This window comes from Crinalium epipsammum PCC 9333, assembly GCF_000317495.1.
Classification (GTDB): domain Bacteria; phylum Cyanobacteriota; class Cyanobacteriia; order Cyanobacteriales; family PCC-9333; genus Crinalium; species Crinalium epipsammum.
The window spans coordinates 830,646-854,225 of record NC_019753.1; the positions used below are offsets into that span (position 1 = coordinate 830,646).

A 23,580-nucleotide genomic window follows, 5' to 3' on the forward strand; every position below is an offset into this window, starting at 1 on the left:
TCCATGTATGATAGAAAATAATAGGGTCGAAGTCCTACAGTGGCTAATTATAGAGGGATGTGATGTTGAAGCTACTGATGATTTTGACAACACTGCTTTAATGATGGCTACAGAGCGTGGTGCAACTGATTGCGTCAGAATTTTATTAAAGGCTGGTGCAAATGCTGGCAGGGCTAATAATTACGAGGACAGAGCCATTCAGATGGCAACTAATCTAGAAATTGTGAGAATGCTAGTTGCATTTGGTGAAGATCTGAGTGATATTAACGATGATATGCGGCGATTACTCACCGGAATTAACCGCAGCACATTCTCACTCTCAAAATTATCACCACAGCAGTATTTTGCTGACAAGAATCCCCGCTTTGGCCGCACTAATCCAGAGTTGATGGAAATCCCTTTTTGGCAAGCAATGATTAGAGAAGATATTTCTGCTTATACAGCCAAACAGTTTTTTTACGATTACGATACAGAAAATTGGCAAGACTTAACAGAGTTGATGGAAATCCCTTTTTGGCAAGCGATGATTAGAGAAGATATTTCCAAGAAAAAAGCCAAACAGCTTTTTTACGATACAGAAAATTGCCAAGAATTAACATGGTGCTATCAGCGATTTGGCAGAACCATTACACAATTACCAGACGGTAGAATTATCGAGATTGCAGGGGAACATGAAGACTCCTATGATCCTGATTTTTGTATCTATAACGATGTTGTAGTTTATCAAGGTGATGGTAATTTCCAGATTTTTGGCTATCCAGAAGATGTATTCCCGCCAACTGATTTCCATTCGGCGACATTAGTTGGAAAATACATCTATATTATTGGTAATTTAGGATATGTAGATGCAAGAAAATATTATGAAACTCCGGTTTATCGGTTACATTGCCATACATTGAAAATAGACAAGATAGAGACTACTGGAGATAAGCCAGGATGGATCAGCCGTCATCAAGCATACTACAAAGAACCGAACCAAATTTATATTACTGGTGGTAAATTGTTGATGAATGATAAAAAATCAAAATATATAGATAACTCTGTGGATTACGTCTTAGATTTAATCAAATTAACTTGGAGTCGTGTCTCTTTAACAGAATCATACTAGATGGATGCCGAAGGGTTTTACCGCCGAGCTTTACCACCCCAATGTATTGCTTTTTCCTCAGCACAAGGCAGGAAAATTTTTGCTGAGGCACTAACTTTAGGAGGTATGGAGGGATACTTCGCCTTAGCTGAACAGTTTCATACCCAAGTAGAACCAGCTTTTTGTGGATTAGGAACGCTGGTAGTTGTATTAAACGCCTTATCTATTGACCCTGGTCGCATCTGGAAAGGTGTATGGCGATGGTACGGCGAAGAATTCCTTGATTGTTGTAAACCGCTTCCCGTTGTGAAAGAAGAAGGGATAACTTTTGATGAACTGGCGTGTTTGGCGCGTTGCAATGGTGCAAAAGTTGCATCTTATCGTTCTCACCAAAGCAGTTTAGAACAATTCCGCCAAACTATTAAGGAAGCAACTTCATCACCTCAAGATCTGCATATAATAGTTTCCTACTCTCGTCAAATTTTGGGACAAACTGGGGATGGACACTTTTCTCCCGTAGGTGGCTATCACGCTGAGCGCGATTTAGTACTGATTTTGGATGTAGCACGATTTAAATACCCACCTCACTGGGTACCTTTACCTTTACTTTGGGATGCCTTGCAACCGATTGATTTAGTTACTGGCAAAGGTAGGGGGTATATGTTGCTATCTAAAGCTGATACTGGCAACCACACCTTTTATCATGTAGCCCTAGATCAGTATCAATGGGCAACAGTAGCGCCTTATTTCACTAAAACATTACCCCAAATATTAGCAAAAAATCAACCTGATTCGGTAATAGAATTAGTGCAAACTATTTTACAGAATTTACCGCCAGAGTTTCTTACAATTGTTACCAATAAAATTAACAATAAACTATTAAAGTTATCTAGTGATGTTCAGGGTTTATGGCAACAGTTATTAACTGAAATTCATGCTCATCCTTTATTCGCAGTAATTAAAACTGCTAAAGCCGCTAGTAGTAATCAAGAAAATGATCCCAGATTTCAGTGGGTATCTCACCAAGAAAACTTACCAGATTTGCTAACTATGTTATTACTATCTTGTCCTGAATGCTTGTATTTCAACCTTCAAGAGCATTTACTTAACCAAGTTAGGGAATTGCGAGAAGTAGAGCAAATGTCCACATTAATGCGGCAAGAAGTAATCCGACTGCGAGAACAAATATCAGCACTACATGAATTAAGCCTAAAACTGCAAATTTTATAGCTTTTCCTGCTGTGCATCCTCAGCCGAATGTAGTAACAGTTAACTTGATAGGAGCAGTCCCAGTATATCCTAGCTGAGCAGTGCTGTAAATCCGTAGATCTTTAATATTAATTGCCTGAGTAGTATTTTCTTTTCGACGTTACTTGTTGGCGGAGCCTGGTTCTGTCAGATGACGATGTAGTTCGGCGTTGAGAGTCTCTGGCAATACCTTACTAACATTGCCCTGAATTTGAGTCATTACCGAACCAGCAATTACTGCATCTTTGCCTGCCATCAATGCTTCAAATCCCTGCTTAGCAACAACAGCTGGATCATCGTTTTTCTTGGCACCCACTTTGGTATCATCCATGCCAGCGCGGTGGAAAAAGTTAGTATCTGTTGGCCCAGGCATCAGTGATGTCACACTCACCCCTGTATCCTTCAACTCGTTGCGAATCGCTTCGGCAAAGGAGTGGATGAAGGCTTTGGATGCCGCGTAGACTGCCTCAAACGGGCCCGGCATGATGGCTGCAATTGATGAGGTAAACAGAATACGACCCTGACCGAGTTCAACCATATCTTTCACCACCCGTTTTGCTAGGTGAACTGATGAAACAACATTCAGGTTAATCAGATTGAGTTCGTCCTTAAGATCAGTTTCGTGAGCAAATTCGCCGCCTACACCCACACCAGCATTGATGGCGATCGCTTCCACAGGTCGTCCAGTCGCTTTGATTTTGCTGTAAAGTGCTTCTACTCCATCGTAAGTAGCCAGATCTGCTTGAATGGTTTCAACTTTAGCACCTAGTGCCTCAAAGTCTTGAGCTGCTTGATTAATAGTGGCTCCAGTTGCTGTCACCAGAAGATCAAAACCATTTTGGGCAAACTGTTTGGCTAGCTCATAACCGATGCCATTAGAAGCACCTGTGACAACAGCTAAGGGTCGTGTTATTAAACGATTCATCACTATCCAAATTTATCTAGCTGCTTCATGCTTGTATTCAAAAAGAACCAGGGTATCAGCATGAATTGTGTACTTCAGTTTGATACTAAAAAGGAAATGGAGTGATTGCGTCTTCCTGATGAGGTATCACTCTTTTACGGTTAAATATAAAGTGCGATCGCTTTTGTTTACATCTACCAAGGTAGTACTTCTCCATTGGCGTGCCAAAAAGTACCTGTATTCTCCAATGTCAACTCATTAATTCGAGCTAATAATCCTTTTACAGATTCTTCCGCCGTGATGCCATTAGCAGTAAAATTGGTCATACGAGTTTGAACTAACCCAGGATGGAGAATTGCTACCGCAATCCCACGGGGTTTAAGATCAATAGATAAGGATTTACCTGCCATCGACAACGCCACTTTAGACATCCGATAGCCATAGGAATTGCCAGAGGTATTATCTGCAATTGAACCCATCCGACTCGTCATTAACACTATTTTGGAGCCAGATTTCAAGAGTGGCAGTAGTGCATGAGTTACTCGTAAAGTCCCTAGAGCATTAACTTCAAATTGCTGGCGAATGTTATCAAAATCTAAATCTTCCAGTGTGACACGCTTAATGATTCCGGCATTATTAATCAGAGCATCTATTACAGTATCACCCAGGCGATCGCGCAGGTGCAGAACCGAAGCGTCCGATGTAATATCAACACCTTCCTCAAGCTGCACCCCTAGCTGCTTCAATTCATCAGAAGCTTGGCGACAGACAGCAATAACAACATTACCCCGTGCTTGCAGTTGGCGACAGTATTCGTAACCAATCCCACGATTAGCGCCCGTAACCAGATATGTTGCCATGTCTACTCCAACGCCTTGAATTCTGGATGTCTTTCTTTATAAAGCCAAGTTTTGTTTTGTAGCAATTGAGCGATATGCCTACGGCACGCACTCGCGACGCCAATTATATTATCTTGTGAAGTGGCTTACTGATGTCCTAACACTGGATGCGGTTGGTAAAATTCCTCCAACGATTGACACTCCTGATTACTTAATTCAATCTCCAATGCTGCAAGTGCATCTTCCAAGTGACTCATCTTACTCGCGCCAATAATCGGAGCCGTAATTCCTGGTTGATGCAACAGCCAAGCCAGAGCAATTTGAGCCGGAGCAACGCCACGATCTTTAGCTAACTCAACCACACAATCAACCACATGAAAATCCGAATCTTGATAGTAAAGCTGGTGAGCAAAGTCATCAGTTTTTGCACGGGTTGTTTCTCCTTTCGTTTCCTTTTGCCGATTTCCTGCTAGAAATCCCCGCGCCAGTGGACTCCAAGGAATTACGCCAATTCCTTCTGCCCGACATAAAGGTAGCATCTCTCGCTCTTCTTCTCGATATACCAGGTTGTAGTGGTTCTGCATTGATACAAAGCGAGTCCATCCATGCAAATCTGCTAGATACAACGCTTTGGCAAATTGCCACGCATACATACTGGATGCGCCAATGTATCTAACTTTGCCTACTTTAACTAAGTCATGTAAAGCTTCTAGGGTTTCACAGATCGGTGTTTCGTTGTCCCAGCGATGAATCTGGTACAAATCTACATAGTCGGTTTGTAACCGTCGCAACGAAGCATCAATGCTATCAAAGATATGCTTGCGAGACAAACCGCGATCGTTTGGATCGTCGCTCATAGGGTTAAATACTTTGGTTGCAATGACTACTTGTTCGCGCTTGGCAAACTCCTTCAATGCTCGACCTAAAACGGCTTCACTCTCTCCTAGGGAATACATATCGGCGGTGTCAAAAAAGTTGATACCAGCTTCAAGCGAAGTCTTTATAAAAGGACGGCTTTCTTCTTCTGGCAATACCCATTCCCGCCACTTAGGACTGCCATAAGTCATAGTACCCAAGCATATTCGCGAAACTTTCAATCCCGTGTTGCCAAGCCTGATGTATTTCATAAAAACTTTGTTTTTTAAGGAAAATCAACTATTTCAATTTGTCATCGTACAAGGTTTCATTTTTTTGTGCCTCTATTAATGGTTAATGAGTTAATTATTTTCGCCAAAATAGCGAGATTAGCCATATCTTCTTTCTATCAGCTTCGCTATCAATTGAGTTACGATTGTGAATGTATGAATTACTGAAACTTTATTAATTAAGAAGTTTTTAATCTGCTCAATAGCTGAAATCAGCACATATTATATATGTACAACTATAATCAGACTCCTAACCCTGGTTCGCCTGAAATTAGACGCGGACAATACTTCAACTATTTAGTGCCAAGTGGTTGGCACGTGGCTGAGGAGGGACAATTTGCTGTTGTTTTGTTTGCTCCAGATCATGCAGCTTTCACACTCATGGTCGGCAATTCTGGACTGCCAGCCAACTACAACCCTTGGCAGTTTGTCTACGATAAGCTAATGGGGATGCAGCCAGTTCAACTACAGATAAACCCGCCCCGCCAAACTCAACCGATTAGTGGCTATACAGTTGCTTATGAGTTTGACTACACATACACATTCAACGGCATTCCCTGCCAAGGATTGGCTAAGTGCAGTGTGGCATATAGCTACAATATTTGCACAATGGTAGTTACCTGTGCAGCATCCCATCAATCCCAGTGGGCTGGTTATGCTTCATGGTTGCCGCAGGTGGCAGAGCAATTCACGGTAACAAATGGCGGGGCTTTCGGAATCAGTGGGGTTATACAGCAGAATAGAGAAATTGCGATCGCACAGGGACAACAGGCAAGAGAATACCGTGAATGGCAACAGCGCACCTGGGGTGAAGTCAACCACCAGCGCCATGAATCAATAGAGCGTCAAAATTTCCACTTTCGTGAAAACTTAGGAAATGTAGGAACTTGGACGAATCCATATGGATATCCCTTAGCCGAGTTACCGACAAGCCACCAATATTACTGGATTAATCGTCAGGGACAAGTCTATGGTACGAATGACAAGAGCGAAAATCCCAATGTTGGCTCAACTCAAGATTGGGTAAGGATGAATCGCTATCAACCCTAGTCACTTCAATTCAGGTAGTTTAGATTTTGTCATTCTGGCGTTTTTAACAATTGGGGAATGGTTATGGCGTTTAGCAGTGGTAATCTTCTGTTTAATTGGCATAGCAATATTTTTATAATCTTGGGATTAATTTTTCTAAAAATCCTCGTGCTTTCATGCCCTCTGAATATGTCACCAGATTCAGTGCGTATTTCATATTAGTTTCAATTTATCTTATTTAACTTTTTGTTTATATAGACGCACTTTCTGTAAACGTTGGAGCAAAGCTGTACGTTTACTGTATTGCTCATAAATTTTATTTAAACGAATCTGGAAAGCATTTTGCTGATTATGATAAGTAGCTAAATCTTGAAGTTTTAATAGTAGCTGTACTACTTGATCATATGCTCTTGCTTGTGATGTTTGAATTAACCGTTCAACATCTTCCCAAGCGTCCATTTCTCGTTGAGCTAGAGTTTCTAATTCTTTAAGGCGTTGGGCTTCTATTGCTTGTTTTTGTTGAATAGCATCTTCTGCCTGTTCTTGCTTTGATAATTTAAATAACTGCTTAATACTACGCCTTGACTGGGTTTGGGCTATTGGCGCAGTTACAATTGTAGATAGCTTACGGATGAGAGCAACAGAAAGATTAGCTTCTTTCTGAGCTAATCTTATTAAAAATTCATTACATTCTTCACGAGTTAATTTTTTGATAGCTGCAATTAAAGCTCTCTCAGGAATTAGAGTTGGCTCGTGACTCACTTTTGCAGCCGCTTTGAGCAAGTATTCATCGACTTCAAATAGTTGCTTAAATGCTGTCAAAGAGCCAGACAGTTTATTTAATCCTGCGGGTACTGGTGGCTCTAATTCATTTTCTTCTATCTCTACTTCAGGTAAAGTTATAACTTTTAACCAGGCTAGATAAAGAGAACAATAATCCTCATTTAATAGATCGTTTCGCAGTCCCACGATGGCAGAAAGAAAACTTTTTTCCTCTATCCAGCCACATCCTTCTTCTTCTTCAATGCGAATATCTAAAATTGCATATTTATTGATAAAAGAAATAGTGATATAATCTTCAACACAATATTTATGAAAATGTTCAATATTAAGAACAGATTGAGGAAATCGCAACATTAATTGTTTAGTCCCCCAATTAGCTATGTAAAACATAGCATCAAAATATTTGACTAAGACTTCTTGATGGTTGCCTCGAAAATCTCCGTAGCTATAGGTAAAAACTGCTCTGGTAGCACTAACTTGACCCCGACTAGATATTTGGCTGACTAATTCTTGTTCTTGATTATTTAAAGGTCGGTCAATAGTTTGGAATTCGTAGTATTGATATTCACTCATTGCTCAATTGACAGTTATTATTTGAGGCTTAAATTATCAGAAAATTTGCACTGAATTTCTTAATACTCTTAGTCCAAATCCTTAGCTTTGAGCATAGCCATCAATTTGTATTTACGGGCATGAATTTTCATCAATTTTCTTCTGTATTCTGACCACTGGGATTGTCGCTCCGATTCTTTGTAACCAGCCCGCACGAGTTTCAGCCAACCTACCGCAGAATCGTATGCCTCTGCCTTACCGCGATCCATTATTGATTCTGCACGACTGGTGGCATTTTCTATCACCCAATCGGGACGAGTGCTGATAGCTTTTTCCATCACCCGTCGAACCAGCGTCTCTTGATAGTAACTGAGGTCGCTAACAGTGGCGATCGCATCATCAATTAACTCTTCCTCAAGGAAAATATCTACCTTTGTTTCTTGGATTCCCCAACCTGTATGCTGGCGAAGACTGGCAAGTAAATCCTTTTTGATTTCTCCCCAATCATTACCTGCTAGATGTTGAGCTAAACGGTAATCACCAAACTTAGGTTGAGCAATAAATGCTTGTACTCTTGCAGCTAATGCCACTGTGTTATCGTCCAAACCTTCAGCCAAATTGCTCGTCCAAATTGCCAATTCGTATTCGCAATTCCCCTGTAAACTTAGTCCAGTTTGAGCAATCTCTAAAGCTTGTGTATTTGCCCCTTGTTGTTGCAGCGTTTGAGCTAGAGCAAAAGCGGTATCCATTGACTGCATCTGGGTTTTAGCTGCAAGCATTGCTTCTTCTATCCGACCTAAATTAGCTAACATAGTCAGATAGCGTTCTGTTTGTCCTTCTGCTTGTGCTAGATATAGGTATTCTTGATAACGTTCTTGACGCTCTAGAATTTGTAAGCGTATTAAAGCTAAATCCTCAGCATAATCCGGTACTTGTTCATCCCACGTTCCATGTTTGGTAATTTCCCCTTGAAGAACTCGCTGTAGAGGTGGGTAGTCCCACCTTTGCTGCAAGGCTTCTACACTCATCTCAAAACTGGCATCCTACTCATCTTGCCATGCTTCTAAATTCACCCTCAAATCTACTTGTTCTTCGTCCGTAAGTTCAGCCGTGAGAATTGCTTGTGTCCAAGCTTCATTTAATGCTGATGCTACCTCATCGTTGTCAAGACCGTACTCATAAACGTTGTCCCAATCTTCAACACAAGCCGCAGTAATTGCTTCTAGAATAACGAGTGCATTATTGCCGTCTCCTTGATGGCTAAATTCCTGGGCTGATTGGATTAAATCTAATAAATTTTCTGTAATTTGCTCATCTTCTTCCCCGTATTCTAAGCCACGAATACCATCTCGTAAAATCTGCTTTACCTGTTGTCGGAAAGGTTTTGGATCTATGGGGGTAAGGCGTTGGGGTTTTAACTGTTGCTGCTGGGGTGCGGGGTTAAAGAGCAAATTGACAAAGCGATCAATAATGGATATTAGTTCTGGTTGTTGTGCTACTAAATCTTGTACTAACCGTTGAGTTTGCACTAAATCAAGACGATCTAACAACTGTTCTAATGAAGGGAGTTGTTCAATTCTTTGCGGTTCTCGTATACAGACTAACAACACTGCGACAATATGTTTGCACCAGCCATCCCAATCATAGGGACAGGTACAATTAGCTTCCCTAATCCCGCCATCATCAAAGTTGCAACTAACTCGATAGCCATAGGCTTGATTACCTTCTACTTCTGCTTGTAGGATATAACCCCGCTCGTTCAGAGTCGTAACAGCACCTGAGTGGTAGTATACTTCACCCCGCTCAAAAGATTGGGCAGTGGCATAACGCCGGATAGTAGCTTCGTCAAGTTTAGGGATAGGCATGGTTGCCTCAATATTTATGTTAATAGCTTAATCTCAGCCTATCTCTATAAGGGCTACAATAGCTAATCAAAATAAAAAAATTAAACTTTAACGGCATTCTGTGTAAAATTAGACATATTTTTCATCTCTATTGCAGGGAATGCTTGATAAAACTATTATTGAAAAAATTAATAAGCTTTTAGCACTAGCAACTTCTTCCAATGAAAATGAAGCGGCAGTAGCTGCTCAAAAAGCATCATTGCTACTAGCCCAGTACAATTTGAGTTTAGCTGATTTAGGTAGTCAGGACTTAACTGATATTACTGAATTAGTTGTTGAAACTACTACAAGATTTATTAGCTGGAAAATGTTGCTATTATGTGGAATTGCTGAAGCTAATGGCTGTCAAGCATTTCGTAATAATTATAACGGCAATATGAGATTGATTGGTAGTCATGCCAGCTTAATAGTTTGCCAAAATATGTATGAATATTTAATTAAAACAATTGAGCGACGTGCCAATTATCGCCAAGGAAGAGGACGCGCTTACCTCAACGCTTTTCGAGTTGGATGTGCTACTAGATTAAGTCAAAGATGGCTATCAAGTAGGAGATCAAATTAGTTTGAATAAACAAGTTCCAAGTGCTAGTGACACAAAAAGATTGCCTAATGCTTTGATTTAACTCTCAATTAATTTTAAATAAAATTGGTATAAGCCGCGATTTTTTACAGCAATATTGCTAACAACTATATCATGGTAGTTAATGGAGCTATCGCTCCAATGAGCATGGCTATTAAATAAATGGATTTATTTGAACAACACCACCTGCAACAAGCTGAAAATGAAGCACCTCTAGCAGCAAGGATGCGCCCGCGTAACCTCAATAAATTTATTGGTCAAGATCACATCATTGCACCAGGACGGTTATTGCAGCGTGCCATTACTTTAGATCAACTCTCCTCTGTAATCTTTTATGGCCCTCCTGGTACTGGCAAAACAACTTTAGCTAGAGTTATTGCTAACAGCACTCGCGCTCATTTTATTGCGATTAATGCGGTACTTTCTGGAGTTAAAGAAATTCGGGCATCTATTGATACTGCAACCGAAAAACGTAAAAAGCACAATCAACGCACAATCTTATTTGTTGATGAAGTCCACAGATTTAATAAATCTCAACAAGATGCACTATTACCTTGGGTAGAAAATGGCACAGTAGTTCTGATTGGTGCAACTACAGAAAATCCCTATTTTGAAGTTAATAAAGCACTGGTTAGTCGTTCGAGGATTTTTCAACTTAAGCAACTCAATAATGATGATTTGTATCGTATTGTTGAACAAACTTTAAATGATCGGGAGCGTGGTTATGGCAATCTCAATGTTAAGATTGAGCCTAATGCTTTAGACCATCTGGTTAATGTAGCCAATGGTGATGCTAGATCATTACTCAACGCCTTAGAACTAGCAGTAGAAACTACGCCACCAGATGAAGCGGGTATTATTTACGTCACTTTAGCAGTTGCAGAAGAATCAATTCAACAACGTGCAGTTCTTTATGACAAAGAAGGCGATGCTCATTTTGATACTATCAGCGCCTTTATTAAAAGCTTGCGCGGTTCTGATCCAGATGCAGCTTTGTACTGGCTAGCAAAGATGGTTTACGCAGGTGAAGACCCCCGCTTTATCTTCCGTAGAATGCTAATTTTAACTTGTGAAGATGTGGGACTTGCTGACCCCAATGCAGTTGTAGTGGTTAACTCTTGTGCAGAAGCATTTGACCGTGTAGGGATGCCAGAAGGTCGCTATCATTTAGCACAAGCAACGCTTTATTTAGCAAATGCACCAAAATCAAATAGTGTGATGGGATTTTTTGATGCAATAGCAGCGGTAGAACGAGAAAAAGAGTCAGAAGTTCCAACGCATCTTAAAGATGGAAACCGCGACAAAAAAGGTTTTGGACATGGTGCGGGTTATCTTTATCCTCATGCTTACAGAGATCATTGGGTAGCACAACAATATTTACCTGCAAGTTTGCAAGGACAAGTTTTTTATCAACCTTCACAACAGGGTTTTGAAGCTAAAATTAACACCCAAGTTGCACAGCGACGGGAAGCACAATTAGCCGCTGTGGTGGCAGGTGATTGTGTTGCACCAGTTGAAGTGTTAACTTATGGAGTAACTGATAAAGCAACAGATAGATGGTTGCAACGTACACTTTCCCAAGTTGGTCAACAATTAGGGGAGATACGCGATCGCATTTTCACTCTAACAGCACCGCAACGCCATCACCTAATCTTAGACTTAAATGCTGGTAGCGGTTTACTTACCTGGGAAGCATTGCGCCAAGTACCTGAAGGAGGTGTTTATGCTTGTATTCGCACAACAGCAGATGAAGAAGCGATAGTTGAACAAGCAACTTCTCTGCCAGAATTAATGCGTCCTATTGTATTGCAATCTGCATTAACTCAGTTACCAGAAATATTAGCTGCCCAAGCAGCAGATGTAAAATTTGACCGCATTATCGGACGCAATGCTTTACTGCATGAATCTGATAAATTAACTGTTATCAAGCTGTTAGCTTCTTTGCTGCAAGATTCGGGAGAAATTGTTTTAGCAGAAACAGTTGCTAAACATACGCAACGATTGTATTGTTTGCTGGATATAAGTAAGTTGGATGCTGATTTGTGCGACCGCTTAATTACTGCGGAAGAAGCTATTTATAATAATACTTCAGACCCAATGGTGAATTGGGATGCTGACGATTTGCGGATCTGGTTTGAAAGTGCAGGTTTGGTGGTTGAAGTGAAAGAAGAACGCTTAAATTCTCAATTACACATTTCTTCTGGGTTAATAGAACGCTGGTTTGGAACGAATAGCGATCGCCCAACTTATGCAACATATCTGGGTCGCTTGCTTTCTCCACAGGAAGTGGATACTGTTAAAGGCTTATTTAATCGCTACTTACTCAATCAAACTGTATCTTGGTCGAGTGCGATCGCTTTTATCCAAGCTAAAAGTAATCAATAGATAAATTCTCTCTTTTAATAACTTGATGTTTCTCCAAAAACACTGGGTATACAAACAAATGGAGAGCAAAGCATCGGTAATTGCAGTGTAGTCACTTCGCTCTTAATTAAGGTTGATACGACGAATGGCATGATTATTACTATCTGCAATATAAAGATAGTTACAGGCATAGCTTAAACCAGATGGTTCTGAAAAATAGACATCTTTACCAATACCATCTTGTAATCCTGCTTTACCACTGCCACTCATCGTTTGGCACTCTCCAGTAGTTGGGTTAACTCGTTTGAGTTTGTGATTGTATGTATCTGTTACCCAAAGATAACCAGAAGCATAAGCTACTCCCAAACAGTGTTGTAACCTGACATTTTCACCAATACCATCAACATCACCAAAGCCAAAAAGTTGACCGCTACCGCAAATAGTACGCACTACCGGAAAGTTCCCCAGGGTAACTGCACGAATTGAACTGGTTTCACTATCTGCAATAAACAATTCATCTCCATTAGTTGTGATGCCACTTGGTTGAGCAAATGCTGCAATGTCACATGAACCATTCACACAAAATTCTGCACCTGTCCCGATCAAGGTTTGTATTGTTTTTTCAGTCAAATCCATCATCCAAATCTGATGTGAACCTGCCATAGTAATGTAAAGTTGATCTTTAATCTTTACCAAGTCCCAAGGAGAATTAAGGGCAGTCTCTAAGGCTTTGCCACCGTGTGGAAATAAGTATCGACTTTGAGTTCCAGTTCCAGCTAAGGTACTCACCTGTCTCGTCTTCAAATCAATTTTTCGCAACAAGTGATTGACTGTATCTGCTACATAAATTACCTGTTGCTCATGGTTAAATACCATTCCCATCGGTTCACAAAACTGAGCAATTTCTAGATCTCCATCTACCCAGCCAGCTGATCCGGTTCCAATTACAGCTTTTGTTTCACCATCCAAAGATGCAATCACAAGGCGATGGTGTCCGGTATCAGCAATAAATAGGGAATTACTTTGTTGACAAGCTATGACTTTTGATGGAAAGGCTAAAGGAGACAGGCGTAAGGTTTGATTTGGTTCTAGAGTAAACTTTCCAGATTGCCCATCAACAGTTTTTTTCCCACTGCTTTCTTCAATTAACTGTTGTACTAAGTTATCTAGGAATTCTCGCTTACCTTCGCCCCTAACCGTTGCTACTATATAACCTTGAGAATTAATTACGACAAAAGTAGGCCATGCTCTGACTGCGTATTGTTCCCAAATATAGCGATCGCTATCTACTATAACCGGATGCGTAATTTCGTAGCGCCAAACTGCTTGTCGAACGCTATCTGGATGTTGTTCATGCTCAAATTTGGCGCTGTGAACACCAATAATAGTTAGATACTCGCTGTATTTCTGTTCTAAATATTTGAGGTCAGGAATAACGTGCAGGCAGTTAATACAACCTTTTGTCCAGAAATCTATTATGACAATTCGCCCGCGCAGAGATTTAATTGATAGAGGGCGATCGCCCTCGCTTGCAGCTTCGCGATCGCAATTAATCCAAGTAAAATTTTGAGGTAGTTCTGGCGCTCTAACATTAACCATTAGCCAGTTTGTTTTCCTATTAACTTATCGTTAAAATGCCTAATTGCTACCATGCCTGTGTAAGTTCAATAGCTTGTCGCCATGAGTCCCGCAGTGTCGCCCGATGCTCGGCACTGATAGTTGGTTCAAACCGCTTTTCCACCTGCCACTGTTGTACAATCTCAGAACTATCCCAATACCCAACAGCTAACCCTGCTAAATAAGCTGCACCTAAAGCTGTAGTTTCCGTTATTTTGGGACGCACTACAGGCACACCTAAAATATCTGCTTGAAACTGCATCAGTAGGTCATTGCGTGATGCTCCTCCATCTACTCGTAGTTCTGAAATATCTAGGTGAGAGTCAGTACGCATTGCATCCAGTACATCTGCTGTTTGATAAGCAATACTTTCCAAAGCTGCACGGGCGATATGGGCGCTAGTTGAACCACGAGTTAATCCTGTGATTGTGCCACGAGCGTAACTATCCCAATAAGGCGCACCCAAACCAACGAATGCAGGCACAAAGTACACGCCTCCGTTATCAGGCACACTGCCAGCTAGTGACTCCACATCTGCACTGTGTTTGATAATACCAAGCCCATCGCGCAACCACTGCACTACTGCCCCAGCAATAAATACACTACCTTCGAGAGCATAATCAGTATGTCCATTAATCTGCCAAGCAATTGTAGTTAGCAACTTGTGATGAGAAGGAATTGGCTCATCCCCTGTATTGAGCAACATAAAGCAGCCTGTACCATAAGTGTTTTTTGCCATGCCACGTTCTAATGCCGCCTGCCCAAATGTTGCTGCCTGCTGGTCTCCGGCAATTCCCGCAATGGGAATACGGCTACCTAAAATATTGGACGATGTATACCCATATACTTCTGAACAACTCCGTACTTCTGGAAGTAGGGAATGGGGAATATTAAATATAGACAGCAATTCATCATCCCACTGCTGAGTATGAATATTAAATAGTAGAGTCCGGCTAGCATTGGTCACATCTGTAATGTGAAGTTCTCCCTCAGTTAATTTCCAAATTAACCAGCTATCAATAGTTCCAAATGCTAGTTCTCCTCGTTCTGCTTGTTCACGGGCATTAGGCACGTTATCCAACAACCACTGGAGTTTTGTAGCACTAAAGTACGCATCAATTACTAATCCAGTTTTGCTCTGGAATGTTGCTTCGTATCCTTGCGCTTTAAGTTGCTCACACTTCTTGGCAGTGCGTCGGTCTTGCCAAACGATCGCATTATATATTGGCTTGCCTGTTTGACGATTCCATACGAGTGTGGTTTCCCGTTGATTGGTGATGCCTATAGCAGCAATGTCACTTTTGTGGATACCAATACGCGCCAGTACTTCATGAGCAACACCAATTTGAGATGACCAAATCTCGTCTGGATCATGCTCTACCCAACTAGGTTGAGGAAAAATTTGTGGGAACTCTTTCTGGGCAATACTCAACAAATTACCTTGAGGATCAAATACAATCGCACGAGAACTTGTTGTTCCTTGATCGAATGCCAGTATGTATTTACTCATCTGCTATTACTGTTTTTTGTAATAATTTTTTAACTAATTAAATATATAAAACTGACTTACACTACGATAGTGCGATTCACAAAATAAACAAATAAATATTTGTCAACTAACTATAGCTAATTTCTCCATTGTTTTTATTCATAAGCTACTTAATTACTATCTGTTGATGATTGCTCTTGGCTTTGGATGCCAAGGCAATGATATTTTTGCAGATTTGCGTTCATTTTTACTCATTAAAATTTACATAAAAAAAATACAATAGTTTTAATTATGCGTTTGCCCTGTGCAAGCACATATTTCGTCTTGACCCGGACTTAGCAGCTTAAATCAGTGCCATTCACTTCAAGATAGATTTGTTATGGTTTTCGGATAAATTAACTAACCTATGCTACAGACTAGCTACCTGGTTGTAGGGAAAGGACACATTGGCTTGGCCAGTGCGCTATATCTGAGCGCTCAGGGATATACTGTTTACCTTTTCTCTCGCCGTCATTCTATTGTTGCTAAGACAAAAACCATTCACTCAATTGGAGCGGTTTCTCCAGGAAGTTATCCAGTTGCAGCTTGTTCCAATAACCTTGATGAGTTGGCGGCACTCAATGGTGGTCAACTACCATTGAATGTGCTAATCTGTTGTCGCGGTCAAGACATCGAACCCTACGCCAGGATTCTAGCTAAGTATATTAATCCTCAAATGAATGTTCTGGTTCTATGTGCTAGTCGCTTTGCAGGTTGGGTCTTTTGTAAGGTACTCACTAGACTGGGAATAGCTGAGGCACAGTTGCCTGCTGTGGCTGATGTCAATAATACTCCGTTTGTCAGTCGCGGTAATACAGAAGACCAAGTCAGGATTAGCACGTTGACCAACAAGTTCTTTGTGGCAGCTCAGAACCGAACCATGACAAATCGGATTGTGGTCGCTTACGAAGCTGTGTTCAGTAACTTATGCCCCGCTGCTTCGGTTCTAGAAATTAATCTCAATAAAGTTAATGACATTATCCATCTTCCTCTGCTTCTGGTTTCATTAGCTAGATGGGAATCTGGTGAGGATTACAACATCTATCATAAGGTTGGGGCCCGTACTGTTGGGCTCATTGACCACCTGGATGGCGATCGCATGGCGGTGGGTGAAGCATTGGGAGTACTCAACTTGATTGATATCAAAAGCCACTATCAAATCGCCTACGGAACCAAGGGGCCATCTCTTTACGAACATATGCAGCAGCTTGGAGCCTACTCCAGTACGACGCTGTGTAACCCTCATCACCGCTATTTGGTTGAGGATTTGCCTTATGGTTGTTTTCCCCTACAGGTTTTAGCTCGCCTAGCTGGTGTAGAAACACCATTCCTGGATAGCTGTATCACAATCGGGAGTAAGTTCCTTGACATCCCTCTGCCGTGGACTGCTGAGTTTCTGGAATTGGAGCGGCAGCTGCTCAGTCAAGAACTTTAACTAATGGTGGGGGTCTGCCCAAGGTAAGCAGGTAGGTGCAATTCAGATTAATGTCGTAAAGTTCTGTAATATTAAATTCATAAATGCCCTTGCTTTCTGAGGGGAGTCTACATTTCTTTACATAACTAGCTGTTGCTTTTGAAACTGAGCTTGGTAACGAACTCCTGAAAGCTATCTGAACCCCTTACCTCAATCCGGGGTAATGCCAGCAGTTCATCCTGAAACTGACTCAAACCTGAGCGGCAAGATAAACCAAAGGTATAACCGCAGGCTCCGATGAGGTGTTGAACCACAGGGTCAAAATCCCCGTAGGGGTAGGCGAAAGTCTGAACCGACACACCTAGCTGACGTTCAAGGATGCTCCTCGAACGAGCAGCTTCTTGCACAATCTCTGCGACAGACAAAGCAGTCAGAGGGCTATGACTCACTGAATGAGAACCAAACTCAACCCCTTCATTCTGGAGTTGGCGGATTTCGGACCATCCCAGCAGGGGGATCTCCTCCCCATAAGCTGCATCCCAAGTGTTTGAGCTTCCCACATGCTCGGTTACCAGAAATACCGTCGCTGTAAACCCATACTGTTTCAACAGAGGCAAAGCGTAGTGGAAAAAGTCAAGATAGCCATCATCAAAGGTAATCGCTACTGCCCGCCCTGGCAAGGGACGCCGCACCGCCATTGCAGATTGCCAATCTTCCCATGCCACACTGTAAAAACCAGCATCCTGTAGATACCGCAACTGCTCCTCAAACGCTTCCGGCGTCACCCGGTAACGATTCATTGTCGCAGAACCTGTTGGTGCAACGCGATGATACATGAGGATTGGCAGCCTTTGGGTGACAACAGTTTGTGGCTTTCCCCTTCTGGGAGGCTGACCGCCATGCCAACGGACGCCAGACTGCTGCTTTGGTGATAAGGGTGCAGGCTGCTCGGTTAGTTTAACGATATCCGGGGTGTGGTGCTGCCAGGGATGACGCTGGAACAACTGCACCCGATATAAGGGTGCCCAGATTTCCTTCACCAAACGCAATGTAGGGATGCTGGCAAATGTCTCGCCAATAACTTTGCCTCCAAACGGGTTCCCCCAGTCAAAGCCAGTTTTGTCTGGTTCATCTACGAGCAGATGCGCGTTAGCCATGAGGAGATAGCCACCCGGTTCTAGGGCGTTAGCAATTTTGCTGGCGATTACTTTAAGTTCCTCCAGATCTTTGAGATAGTAAAGTACCTCGCTACAGACAATCAGATCGAAGTGTCCCGGTAGTGGGTCTTTAGTCATGTCCAAGTGCTGGAAGCTGATATTCTGTAGGTCGCGGCAACGTTCATCTGCCCGGTCAAGGGCGATTTGGGAGATATCAGCGGCAATTAAGCTCTCCACACGAGGAGCCAATTGAACGGTAAAATGTCCTTCGGCACAAGCCAATTCGAGTGCTTTGCCAATTTGGGTTGAGGGGAGTAGGGAGAGAGTCTGCTCGTACTTGGTCTGCTCGTAGGGGCTAGTGTATTTCCAGGGGTCGGGTTGAGTGGAAAACCAAGTCTCGAAAAACGCTCGACCGTGGAATCTTGTCCTAACGCTTGCGGATTGCCTCGAACTGGAAGTAGGACGCTCAGACGGACGTTCAATTAGCTCTGGGGCGTAAATGACTCGCTCTGGCAGCGTGCCGTGAGGGGGAATTTGCATCACGGGTTCTCCGAGGACTTGGGCCATTTCTACTAATTCACGCGATACTGCTCCAGGCAGTATCGCTCGTCGAGAAGCACTCGTTCCCATCGCCCCACGGCGACGACCTAGCACTACTGTATTAGGAGACAATAGCTCAGTACTGATTACAGCAGGTCGGGTGGAGGCAAACCATTCGGGTGACTGAGCTTGTGCCATAGCCGCCTCAGAGAGACGCGATCGCAGTGATATTGACTCGCCCAGTGGCCTACCTAGGAGACCTTCCCGGACACAAGCGCGGCACAGTTCAAGCTCACTTGCCCTCGTCAGCGCCACCCGCAGCGCTTGAGCAGAAACAAAATTTTGCTCGACGGGGATACTCACGCTGCCAATGGCAACGCCCCCCACCGTCAGCACCACATCAAGCTGTGGAACCGCCACCTCTACGTCAGGTAGTTCCTCACTAATTTCCACTATAAGCCACCCAGACTCAATGCGCTTGAGTGCGATCGCTTCCTCCACCGCCTCTGGGTTGTAGAAGCGCTCACTCGGCCAATCCGGGCGTTCCCAGATTTGCTGCAAAAACACCGTCCAGTCGATTTGCTCATTGGATTGTGCATTCGACTTGCTCCCCTGCTCAAGAGCTCCTCTGCTCCTGTGCTCTTCTCTGTAGACTGTATGCTCGAAAAACCGACCGAGAATTTGCCCAGCAAATTGGGCTGCGATCGCATCTTTGATAACCCAGCTAGCAACCAGTCCATCACATATCGGTAATTCCAGCCTACCCAGCTCAGTTCCCTCCATTTCCACAATGCAGTGGAGACGCTCAGCCCCTACTGTTGGACAAATATCAGAAATTGGCTCTGTCACCTCTAGGCGAAGTGCATAAGTAGTCCCGATAGTCAGTGGCTCCCTCACCTGGGAGTGTTGCAAGACCATGCGCTCTAGAATGGTGCTAGCACGACGAGCCAACCCGACAGCCAGGGACTGCGCCTCCAGCGCTACCAGAAAGTCCTTGATCGGGCTTTCAACACTAGGCCAGAGCTTTTCCCAAGCGGCTGGCAGTTGACAAGTAAAGACAAGTACAGACCTAAAGATGCGGTGTGCGATAATAGATGGCCATAGGTTCGGAGCGCGGTCATTGACAAGCAGTTTGAGCAGATGCCGAGCGTCCTTACCACTACCGATCAGTAATCCCGCATGCCAGCTTGACTTCTCAAGCCTTAGCCTCGCAAGTGCTTCTTTCGGTTCTCCTTCTGCATGGCTAGGATGGGGGTTTGGCACGCGCGGATCGGGCGAGTAACCCTGGGCAAGTACGCGCGTGGCGTTAGCAAACGTACTATTTCCATCTCTCGAAAGGGAATTGGGTCGCATCCGGTAAAATGCTAATATCTCCTTAACGGCTCCAAAGCGAGCGCCAGTGCGAGTAATGCGCTGCCAGAAATCCCAGTCTTCAGAAGTACTCAAGGAAATATCGAATCCGCCAACAGAGTCGGCGAGGGCTTTGCGGAAGACGCAGGCATGCATGAGCAAGGGGCATCGGCGGGCGAACACAGGAAATAAGTTGGTCAATTCGGGAACGTATTTATCTAAGAAGGTGTTGCCGTCAAGATCTACTTGCCTCATTCCACAGTGAACAGCGTCTAGACTGGAATCAGCGGCAAGCACTGTGGTCATTCGTTTCAAGTGTTGTGGTGAGAGCCAATCATCCGCATCGAGAAACGACAGCCAGTCGAAATTGGCTAGGCTGATCCCCGTATTTCGGGCAGCACTCACCCCTTGATTTGGCTGGCTGATTATGCGAATCCGGCTGTCTTTGGCAGCGAATTGGTTGGCGATCGCTTCTGTTTCATCACTAGAGCCATCATTGACTACGATTGCTTCCCAGTTTGGCATCGTTTGAGCCTGAACAGACGCAAGAGTTTCAGTAATTGTTTCTGCTGCGTTGTAAGCGGGTATGACAATAGATACGTTCATAAAGTTGCTTTACCAATTTTCATCTGTTTCATAACCAGTTTTGATCAAGATTGGATTAAACAACTTTTTAAACCGCTCAATGTGCTGCTCAGAAAAATGATTCTTCCAATCTCCTGCCATACCTTTTCGGTAATGAGAGTAAACGTTTTCTTCTCCTTGGGTTCTGCCATCTGATAATCGTTTAAAAGAATATTTATCGATGAGGGCGCGTAAATCTTCCTTGCAAAGCAAGTTTGGTACAATTTGCAAATGGGAGAATATCTCTGTAAACTCCTCCATCGGGTTTGCGATCAAATCCTCAAATTTCTTCTCTAAAATGTTGGGATTATTGTAATTCCAGGAAAATATATGATACAAGTACACTGAAGAAAACTCCATCTCTGCTAAGAGTCCCTCTTCCTTGTCCAAGTCTTTCAAATAATTTCTATAAACCCTCATCTTTGGCCATTTCTCTCCATGTTTGTATAAATGGGAGAAATAGCCCGATGTAATAATGTCTCTTGGATCGCGTATGACATGAAAACCCAAACACTCTAACGAGCGAACGAGTAAATAGTCTGAATTCCAGCAAATTAAAAAAGATTCTTTAAATTGATTATCTTCTAGATAGAAACGCTTGGGTAACTCAACGGCATGGTCTTCTAACTCCCAGGACAAATTGAGAGTGGCACAAATTTCTTTAATAATATTGGTAATGTATTGAGAGCAACATTTGTGATGACCATAATACGCTGCTTGAAGCATCTTTGCATTCCTGGCTAAAGCCTTATAATTCTTTAAGGAAATTTTGTCAGAACAGTTCTTGAATTGCCGACTCCACCTTCTGTCCAATTGCTGACCAAGAATATTCAGCTTTTACCAGTTCATAAGCAGAGTTAGCAAGTTTTTGTCCTAATGAAGGATCTGACCAAAGCTGACACACTCCTTCTATAATCGCTTCAATCTCCTCCCTAATCAGCAGGTGTTCCCCATCTTTGACTTTCAATCCCTCAGCGCCCTTGGCGGTACTAACCACAGGACAGCCAGATGCAAAGGCTTCCAGGATTTTCAGGCGAGTACCACTACCGTGACGTAACGGTACAACCATCACACTGGCAGCAGCCAGATAAGGACGAACATCTGGAACTTCTCCAGTGACGATAATTCCAGAATCTCGTTTGGCAGCGTCTTTCATCCGTTGAGTCGGGGAATGCCCCACGACTAATAGACGGCAATCTGGGTAAATTTGCCGTAGTCGCGGATAAATTTGGTCGATCAGGATCTCAACAGCCTGGACATTCGGAGGATATGTAAATTGACCAGAATAAAGTAAATACCACTGTTTTTTCGACAATCCCTCGGGCAGACTGCATTTACCCAAGCGGACGGCGTCGTAGTGTGTGACATTAATCCCATTGGGAATCACCCGTGCGTGCGAGACTTGCCCGTATAAATCCTGTAGCAGTTTGTCATCCACATCGCTGAATGTCCAGACTTGAGTAGCTTGGTCAAGCAAGTCACTTTCAGCTTGCTTGGTTCGGGAAAGGTCAAGAGAACGCTCAATCTTCTCCTTAATCGTTAACTTTCGGTTCTCAAGTGCATAATATGCCGAGTAATGTCCCTCTCTCACAATCACTTCTACGTTGTGCTCTTCTAAGATAAAGCGACATCCATAACGCTTGATTATAGGCGCATATTCATACGCTCGGATGTCTGCTAGCACCAAATCAGGCTGAAATTCTGCGAGGACTCTCTCTAACTCTTGGGCAGCCGCCTTCGTATACCGCCCAATTGTACGGGAAAATTTACGGGGGCGCAGCCACCAAAACCGAAGTTCCAACTTTTCCCAGAGTGAAAGCTGTGGCTCAACCCAGTTGTAATGATGTTGTGGGTCAACACCAGGAATCGTTTGGTCGTTAGGTTTCCTCGTAAGAATATAAAAAACACCAAGGGAGCCAAACTTCATCATGATGTTTATGTCTTGCCAGATACGTAAAGCTCCCCCTCCCTTCGGTGGGTACGGTTCCCTAATGGCGACGATAATCAGTGTACGAATTGAGGTTATGGTCACTACTGTGTTTGTTTATACGGCTTGCAATAAAACATCCTCTGACAGAGGCTCTATTGGTCGATAATCTCGACTTGCCACGTATTCTGGACGCGGGTTTTCAACAGCAACGGGAATATTTTCCACGCTGTTGTAAGCAATTACTGCAATTGTCCGATTGAACGGAGACATAATATTAGCTGCTGAACCATGAACGCAACTGGGATGAAACAGGAGAACTGAACCAGCAGGACCTTTAGGAGCGACAATTCCATATTTTTCGACCAACTTGGTAACAGTTGGTCTACTCAGCATATACTGCGTTCGGCGAGATTTAAGATATTGCTTCTCTTCAATGGCTAAAGACTCTTCTTCTTCAGTGATGGGGTTAATCAAGCCTTCCTTATGGGAACCCGGCATCACCAAAGTCGGACCATTAAATTCGTTAACTTCATCTAAAAAGACGATGGCGATCGCTGCTTGGTCTGTAGGCATACCATCGTTTTTACAAAAATAGGAAGAATCTTGATGCCACGACCACATTGTGTCTTCAAATGCTGGCTTAAAATTAAGGCTACACCGATGAATGTAGACAGCCGAGTCGCCTAATAACTGCATTATCGGTTTGACAAGTTTTGGGTGACGGACTAATCGATGAAAAACTTTGTTTTCCAGATGCGCCCCATGAATCATTCTGACAGTTTTTCCGTCTCTTTTAAGAATTTTCCCTGCAAAATCTTGGAGACACAGAGCACTGGCTTCAGCCCGCATCACCTCTACTTCTCCAGGGGCAAAACAATTGGGCAAAAGCAGATAGCCCTGCAAATCATAAGTTTTGAGTTCCTCGCTTGTTAGTTGCATCAGTGGTCATGTCCTTATTAATTCAGAGGTAAAGGGAAGTTCCTTT

Annotated in this window: 18 protein-coding genes; 6 read left to right on the forward strand and 12 right to left on the reverse strand. The window is 43.0% G+C overall.

Annotated features, from left to right (window positions below; all coding sequences use genetic code 11):
* The first annotated feature begins 7 nt into the window (after window positions 1-7).
* Together CRI9333_RS03560 and CRI9333_RS03565 are read left to right on the forward strand one after the other, a co-directional pair.
* Window positions 8-1,108, forward strand: coding sequence for an ankyrin repeat domain-containing protein (locus CRI9333_RS03560; protein ID WP_015201789.1), 1,101 nt, complete (start codon window positions 8-10; stop codon window positions 1,106-1,108).
* Window positions 1,109-2,317 (forward strand): phytochelatin synthase family protein, encoded by a 1,209-nt coding sequence (locus CRI9333_RS03565; RefSeq protein ID WP_015201790.1) that lies wholly within the window; start codon window positions 1,109-1,111, stop codon window positions 2,315-2,317.
* A gap of 139 nt (window positions 2,318-2,456) precedes the next feature.
* Here CRI9333_RS03565 and CRI9333_RS03570 read toward each other — a convergent pair whose 3' ends face one another.
* The 3 genes from CRI9333_RS03570 to CRI9333_RS03580 all read right to left on the reverse strand — a co-directional run bounded on the left by CRI9333_RS03570 (window position 2,457) and on the right by CRI9333_RS03580 (window position 5,205).
* Window positions 2,457-3,260, reverse strand: coding sequence for an SDR family NAD(P)-dependent oxidoreductase (locus CRI9333_RS03570; protein ID WP_015201791.1), 804 nt, complete (start codon window positions 3,258-3,260; stop codon window positions 2,457-2,459).
* A 173-nt stretch (window positions 3,261-3,433) separates the two neighbouring features.
* Window positions 3,434-4,099: an SDR family oxidoreductase gene (locus CRI9333_RS03575; RefSeq protein ID WP_015201792.1), complete on the reverse strand. Its 666-nt coding sequence runs from the start codon at window positions 4,097-4,099 to the stop codon at window positions 3,434-3,436.
* A 125-nt stretch (window positions 4,100-4,224) separates the two neighbouring features.
* Window positions 4,225-5,205, reverse strand: coding sequence for an aldo/keto reductase (locus CRI9333_RS03580; protein WP_015201793.1), 981 nt, complete (start codon window positions 5,203-5,205; stop codon window positions 4,225-4,227).
* Window positions 5,206-5,451: 246 nt separating this feature from the next.
* Here CRI9333_RS03580 and CRI9333_RS03585 point away from each other — a divergent pair, with 246 nt between their 5' ends.
* Window positions 5,452-6,273, forward strand: a complete 822-nt coding sequence (locus tag CRI9333_RS03585; RefSeq protein ID WP_015201794.1) for a hypothetical protein — start codon at window positions 5,452-5,454, stop codon at window positions 6,271-6,273.
* A 213-nt stretch (window positions 6,274-6,486) separates the two neighbouring features.
* On the opposite strand, the gene CRI9333_RS03590 is transcribed toward CRI9333_RS03585, so the two are convergent.
* From CRI9333_RS03590 to CRI9333_RS27620, 3 genes are all read right to left on the reverse strand, one after another.
* Complete coding sequence (locus CRI9333_RS03590; protein WP_015201795.1) at window positions 6,487-7,608, reverse strand: hypothetical protein; 1,122 nt, start codon at window positions 7,606-7,608, stop codon at window positions 6,487-6,489.
* Window positions 7,609-7,676: 68 nt separating this feature from the next.
* Window positions 7,677-8,615: a hypothetical protein gene (locus tag CRI9333_RS27615; protein ID WP_232229379.1), complete on the reverse strand. Its 939-nt coding sequence runs from the start codon at window positions 8,613-8,615 to the stop codon at window positions 7,677-7,679.
* Window positions 8,616-8,630: 15 nt separating this feature from the next.
* A complete protein-coding gene (locus tag CRI9333_RS27620; protein ID WP_232229380.1) occupies window positions 8,631-9,452 on the reverse strand; it encodes an SWIM zinc finger family protein in 822 nt (273 codons plus the stop codon).
* A gap of 139 nt (window positions 9,453-9,591) precedes the next feature.
* Between CRI9333_RS27620 and CRI9333_RS03600 the strand changes: the two genes are divergently transcribed.
* Window positions 9,592-10,053, forward strand: coding sequence for a DUF2786 domain-containing protein (locus CRI9333_RS03600; RefSeq protein ID WP_015201796.1), 462 nt, complete (start codon window positions 9,592-9,594; stop codon window positions 10,051-10,053).
* A gap of 180 nt (window positions 10,054-10,233) precedes the next feature.
* A complete protein-coding gene (locus CRI9333_RS03605; protein WP_015201797.1) occupies window positions 10,234-12,456 on the forward strand; it encodes an AAA family ATPase in 2,223 nt (740 codons plus the stop codon).
* Window positions 12,457-12,558: 102 nt separating this feature from the next.
* Here CRI9333_RS03605 and CRI9333_RS03610 read toward each other — a convergent pair whose 3' ends face one another.
* Both CRI9333_RS03610 and glpK read right to left on the reverse strand, forming a co-directional pair.
* A complete protein-coding gene (locus tag CRI9333_RS03610) occupies window positions 12,559-14,034 on the reverse strand; it encodes a thioredoxin-like domain-containing protein (protein ID WP_015201798.1) in 1,476 nt (491 codons plus the stop codon).
* A 46-nt stretch (window positions 14,035-14,080) separates the two neighbouring features.
* Complete coding sequence (glpK, locus tag CRI9333_RS03615; RefSeq protein ID WP_015201799.1) at window positions 14,081-15,562, reverse strand: glycerol kinase GlpK; 1,482 nt, start codon at window positions 15,560-15,562, stop codon at window positions 14,081-14,083.
* A gap of 385 nt (window positions 15,563-15,947) precedes the next feature.
* Here glpK and CRI9333_RS03620 point away from each other — a divergent pair, with 385 nt between their 5' ends.
* Window positions 15,948-17,015 (forward strand): NAD/NADP octopine/nopaline dehydrogenase family protein, encoded by a 1,068-nt coding sequence (locus CRI9333_RS03620; RefSeq protein WP_015201800.1) that lies wholly within the window; start codon window positions 15,948-15,950, stop codon window positions 17,013-17,015.
* Window positions 17,016-17,140: 125 nt separating this feature from the next.
* Here CRI9333_RS03620 and CRI9333_RS03625 read toward each other — a convergent pair whose 3' ends face one another.
* The 4 genes from CRI9333_RS03625 to CRI9333_RS03640 form a co-directional block, all read right to left on the reverse strand.
* A complete protein-coding gene (locus CRI9333_RS03625) occupies window positions 17,141-20,647 on the reverse strand; it encodes a trifunctional glycosyltransferase/class I SAM-dependent methyltransferase/polysaccharide deacetylase (protein ID WP_015201801.1) in 3,507 nt (1,168 codons plus the stop codon).
* Between the two features lie 9 nt (window positions 20,648-20,656).
* The gene (locus CRI9333_RS03630; RefSeq protein WP_015201802.1) at window positions 20,657-21,391 is read right to left on the reverse strand and encodes a sulfotransferase domain-containing protein; all 735 of its coding nucleotides are present in this window, start codon (window positions 21,389-21,391) and stop codon (window positions 20,657-20,659) included.
* A 46-nt stretch (window positions 21,392-21,437) separates the two neighbouring features.
* A complete protein-coding gene (locus CRI9333_RS03635; protein ID WP_015201803.1) occupies window positions 21,438-22,595 on the reverse strand; it encodes a glycosyltransferase family 4 protein in 1,158 nt (385 codons plus the stop codon).
* 114 nt (window positions 22,596-22,709) lie between these two features.
* Window positions 22,710-23,534: a phytanoyl-CoA dioxygenase family protein gene (locus tag CRI9333_RS03640; RefSeq protein WP_015201804.1), complete on the reverse strand. Its 825-nt coding sequence runs from the start codon at window positions 23,532-23,534 to the stop codon at window positions 22,710-22,712.
* Between the last annotated feature and the right edge of the window lie 46 nt (window positions 23,535-23,580).

Coding starts and splice junctions, on each gene's coding strand:
- CRI9333_RS27620 (WP_232229380.1), bottom strand. CDS start 9,452: ATGCCTATCCCTAAACTTGACGAAGCTACTATCCGGCGTTATGCCACT.
- CRI9333_RS03610 (WP_015201798.1), bottom strand. CDS start 14,034: ATGGTTAATGTTAGAGCGCCAGAACTACCTCAAAATTTTACTTGGATT.
- CRI9333_RS03605 (WP_015201797.1), top strand. CDS start 10,234: ATGGATTTATTTGAACAACACCACCTGCAACAAGCTGAAAATGAAGCA.
- CRI9333_RS03600 (WP_015201796.1), top strand. CDS start 9,592: ATGCTTGATAAAACTATTATTGAAAAAATTAATAAGCTTTTAGCACTA.
- CRI9333_RS03590 (WP_015201795.1), bottom strand. CDS start 7,608: ATGAGTGAATATCAATACTACGAATTCCAAACTATTGACCGACCTTTA.
- CRI9333_RS27615 (WP_232229379.1), bottom strand. CDS start 8,615: ATGAGTGTAGAAGCCTTGCAGCAAAGGTGGGACTACCCACCTCTACAG.
- glpK (WP_015201799.1), bottom strand. CDS start 15,562: ATGAGTAAATACATACTGGCATTCGATCAAGGAACAACAAGTTCTCGT.
- CRI9333_RS03625 (WP_015201801.1), bottom strand. CDS start 20,647: ATGAACGTATCTATTGTCATACCCGCTTACAACGCAGCAGAAACAATT.
- CRI9333_RS03580 (WP_015201793.1), bottom strand. CDS start 5,205: ATGAAATACATCAGGCTTGGCAACACGGGATTGAAAGTTTCGCGAATA.
- CRI9333_RS03565 (WP_015201790.1), top strand. CDS start 1,109: ATGGATGCCGAAGGGTTTTACCGCCGAGCTTTACCACCCCAATGTATT.
- CRI9333_RS03570 (WP_015201791.1), bottom strand. CDS start 3,260: ATGAATCGTTTAATAACACGACCCTTAGCTGTTGTCACAGGTGCTTCT.
- CRI9333_RS03560 (WP_015201789.1), top strand. CDS start 8: ATGATAGAAAATAATAGGGTCGAAGTCCTACAGTGGCTAATTATAGAG.
- CRI9333_RS03635 (WP_015201803.1), bottom strand. CDS start 22,595: ATGATGAAGTTTGGCTCCCTTGGTGTTTTTTATATTCTTACGAGGAAA.
- CRI9333_RS03575 (WP_015201792.1), bottom strand. CDS start 4,099: ATGGCAACATATCTGGTTACGGGCGCTAATCGTGGGATTGGTTACGAA.
- CRI9333_RS03585 (WP_015201794.1), top strand. CDS start 5,452: ATGTACAACTATAATCAGACTCCTAACCCTGGTTCGCCTGAAATTAGA.
- CRI9333_RS03620 (WP_015201800.1), top strand. CDS start 15,948: ATGCTACAGACTAGCTACCTGGTTGTAGGGAAAGGACACATTGGCTTG.
- CRI9333_RS03640 (WP_015201804.1), bottom strand. CDS start 23,534: ATGCAACTAACAAGCGAGGAACTCAAAACTTATGATTTGCAGGGCTAT.
- CRI9333_RS03630 (WP_015201802.1), bottom strand. CDS start 21,391: ATGCTTCAAGCAGCGTATTATGGTCATCACAAATGTTGCTCTCAATAC.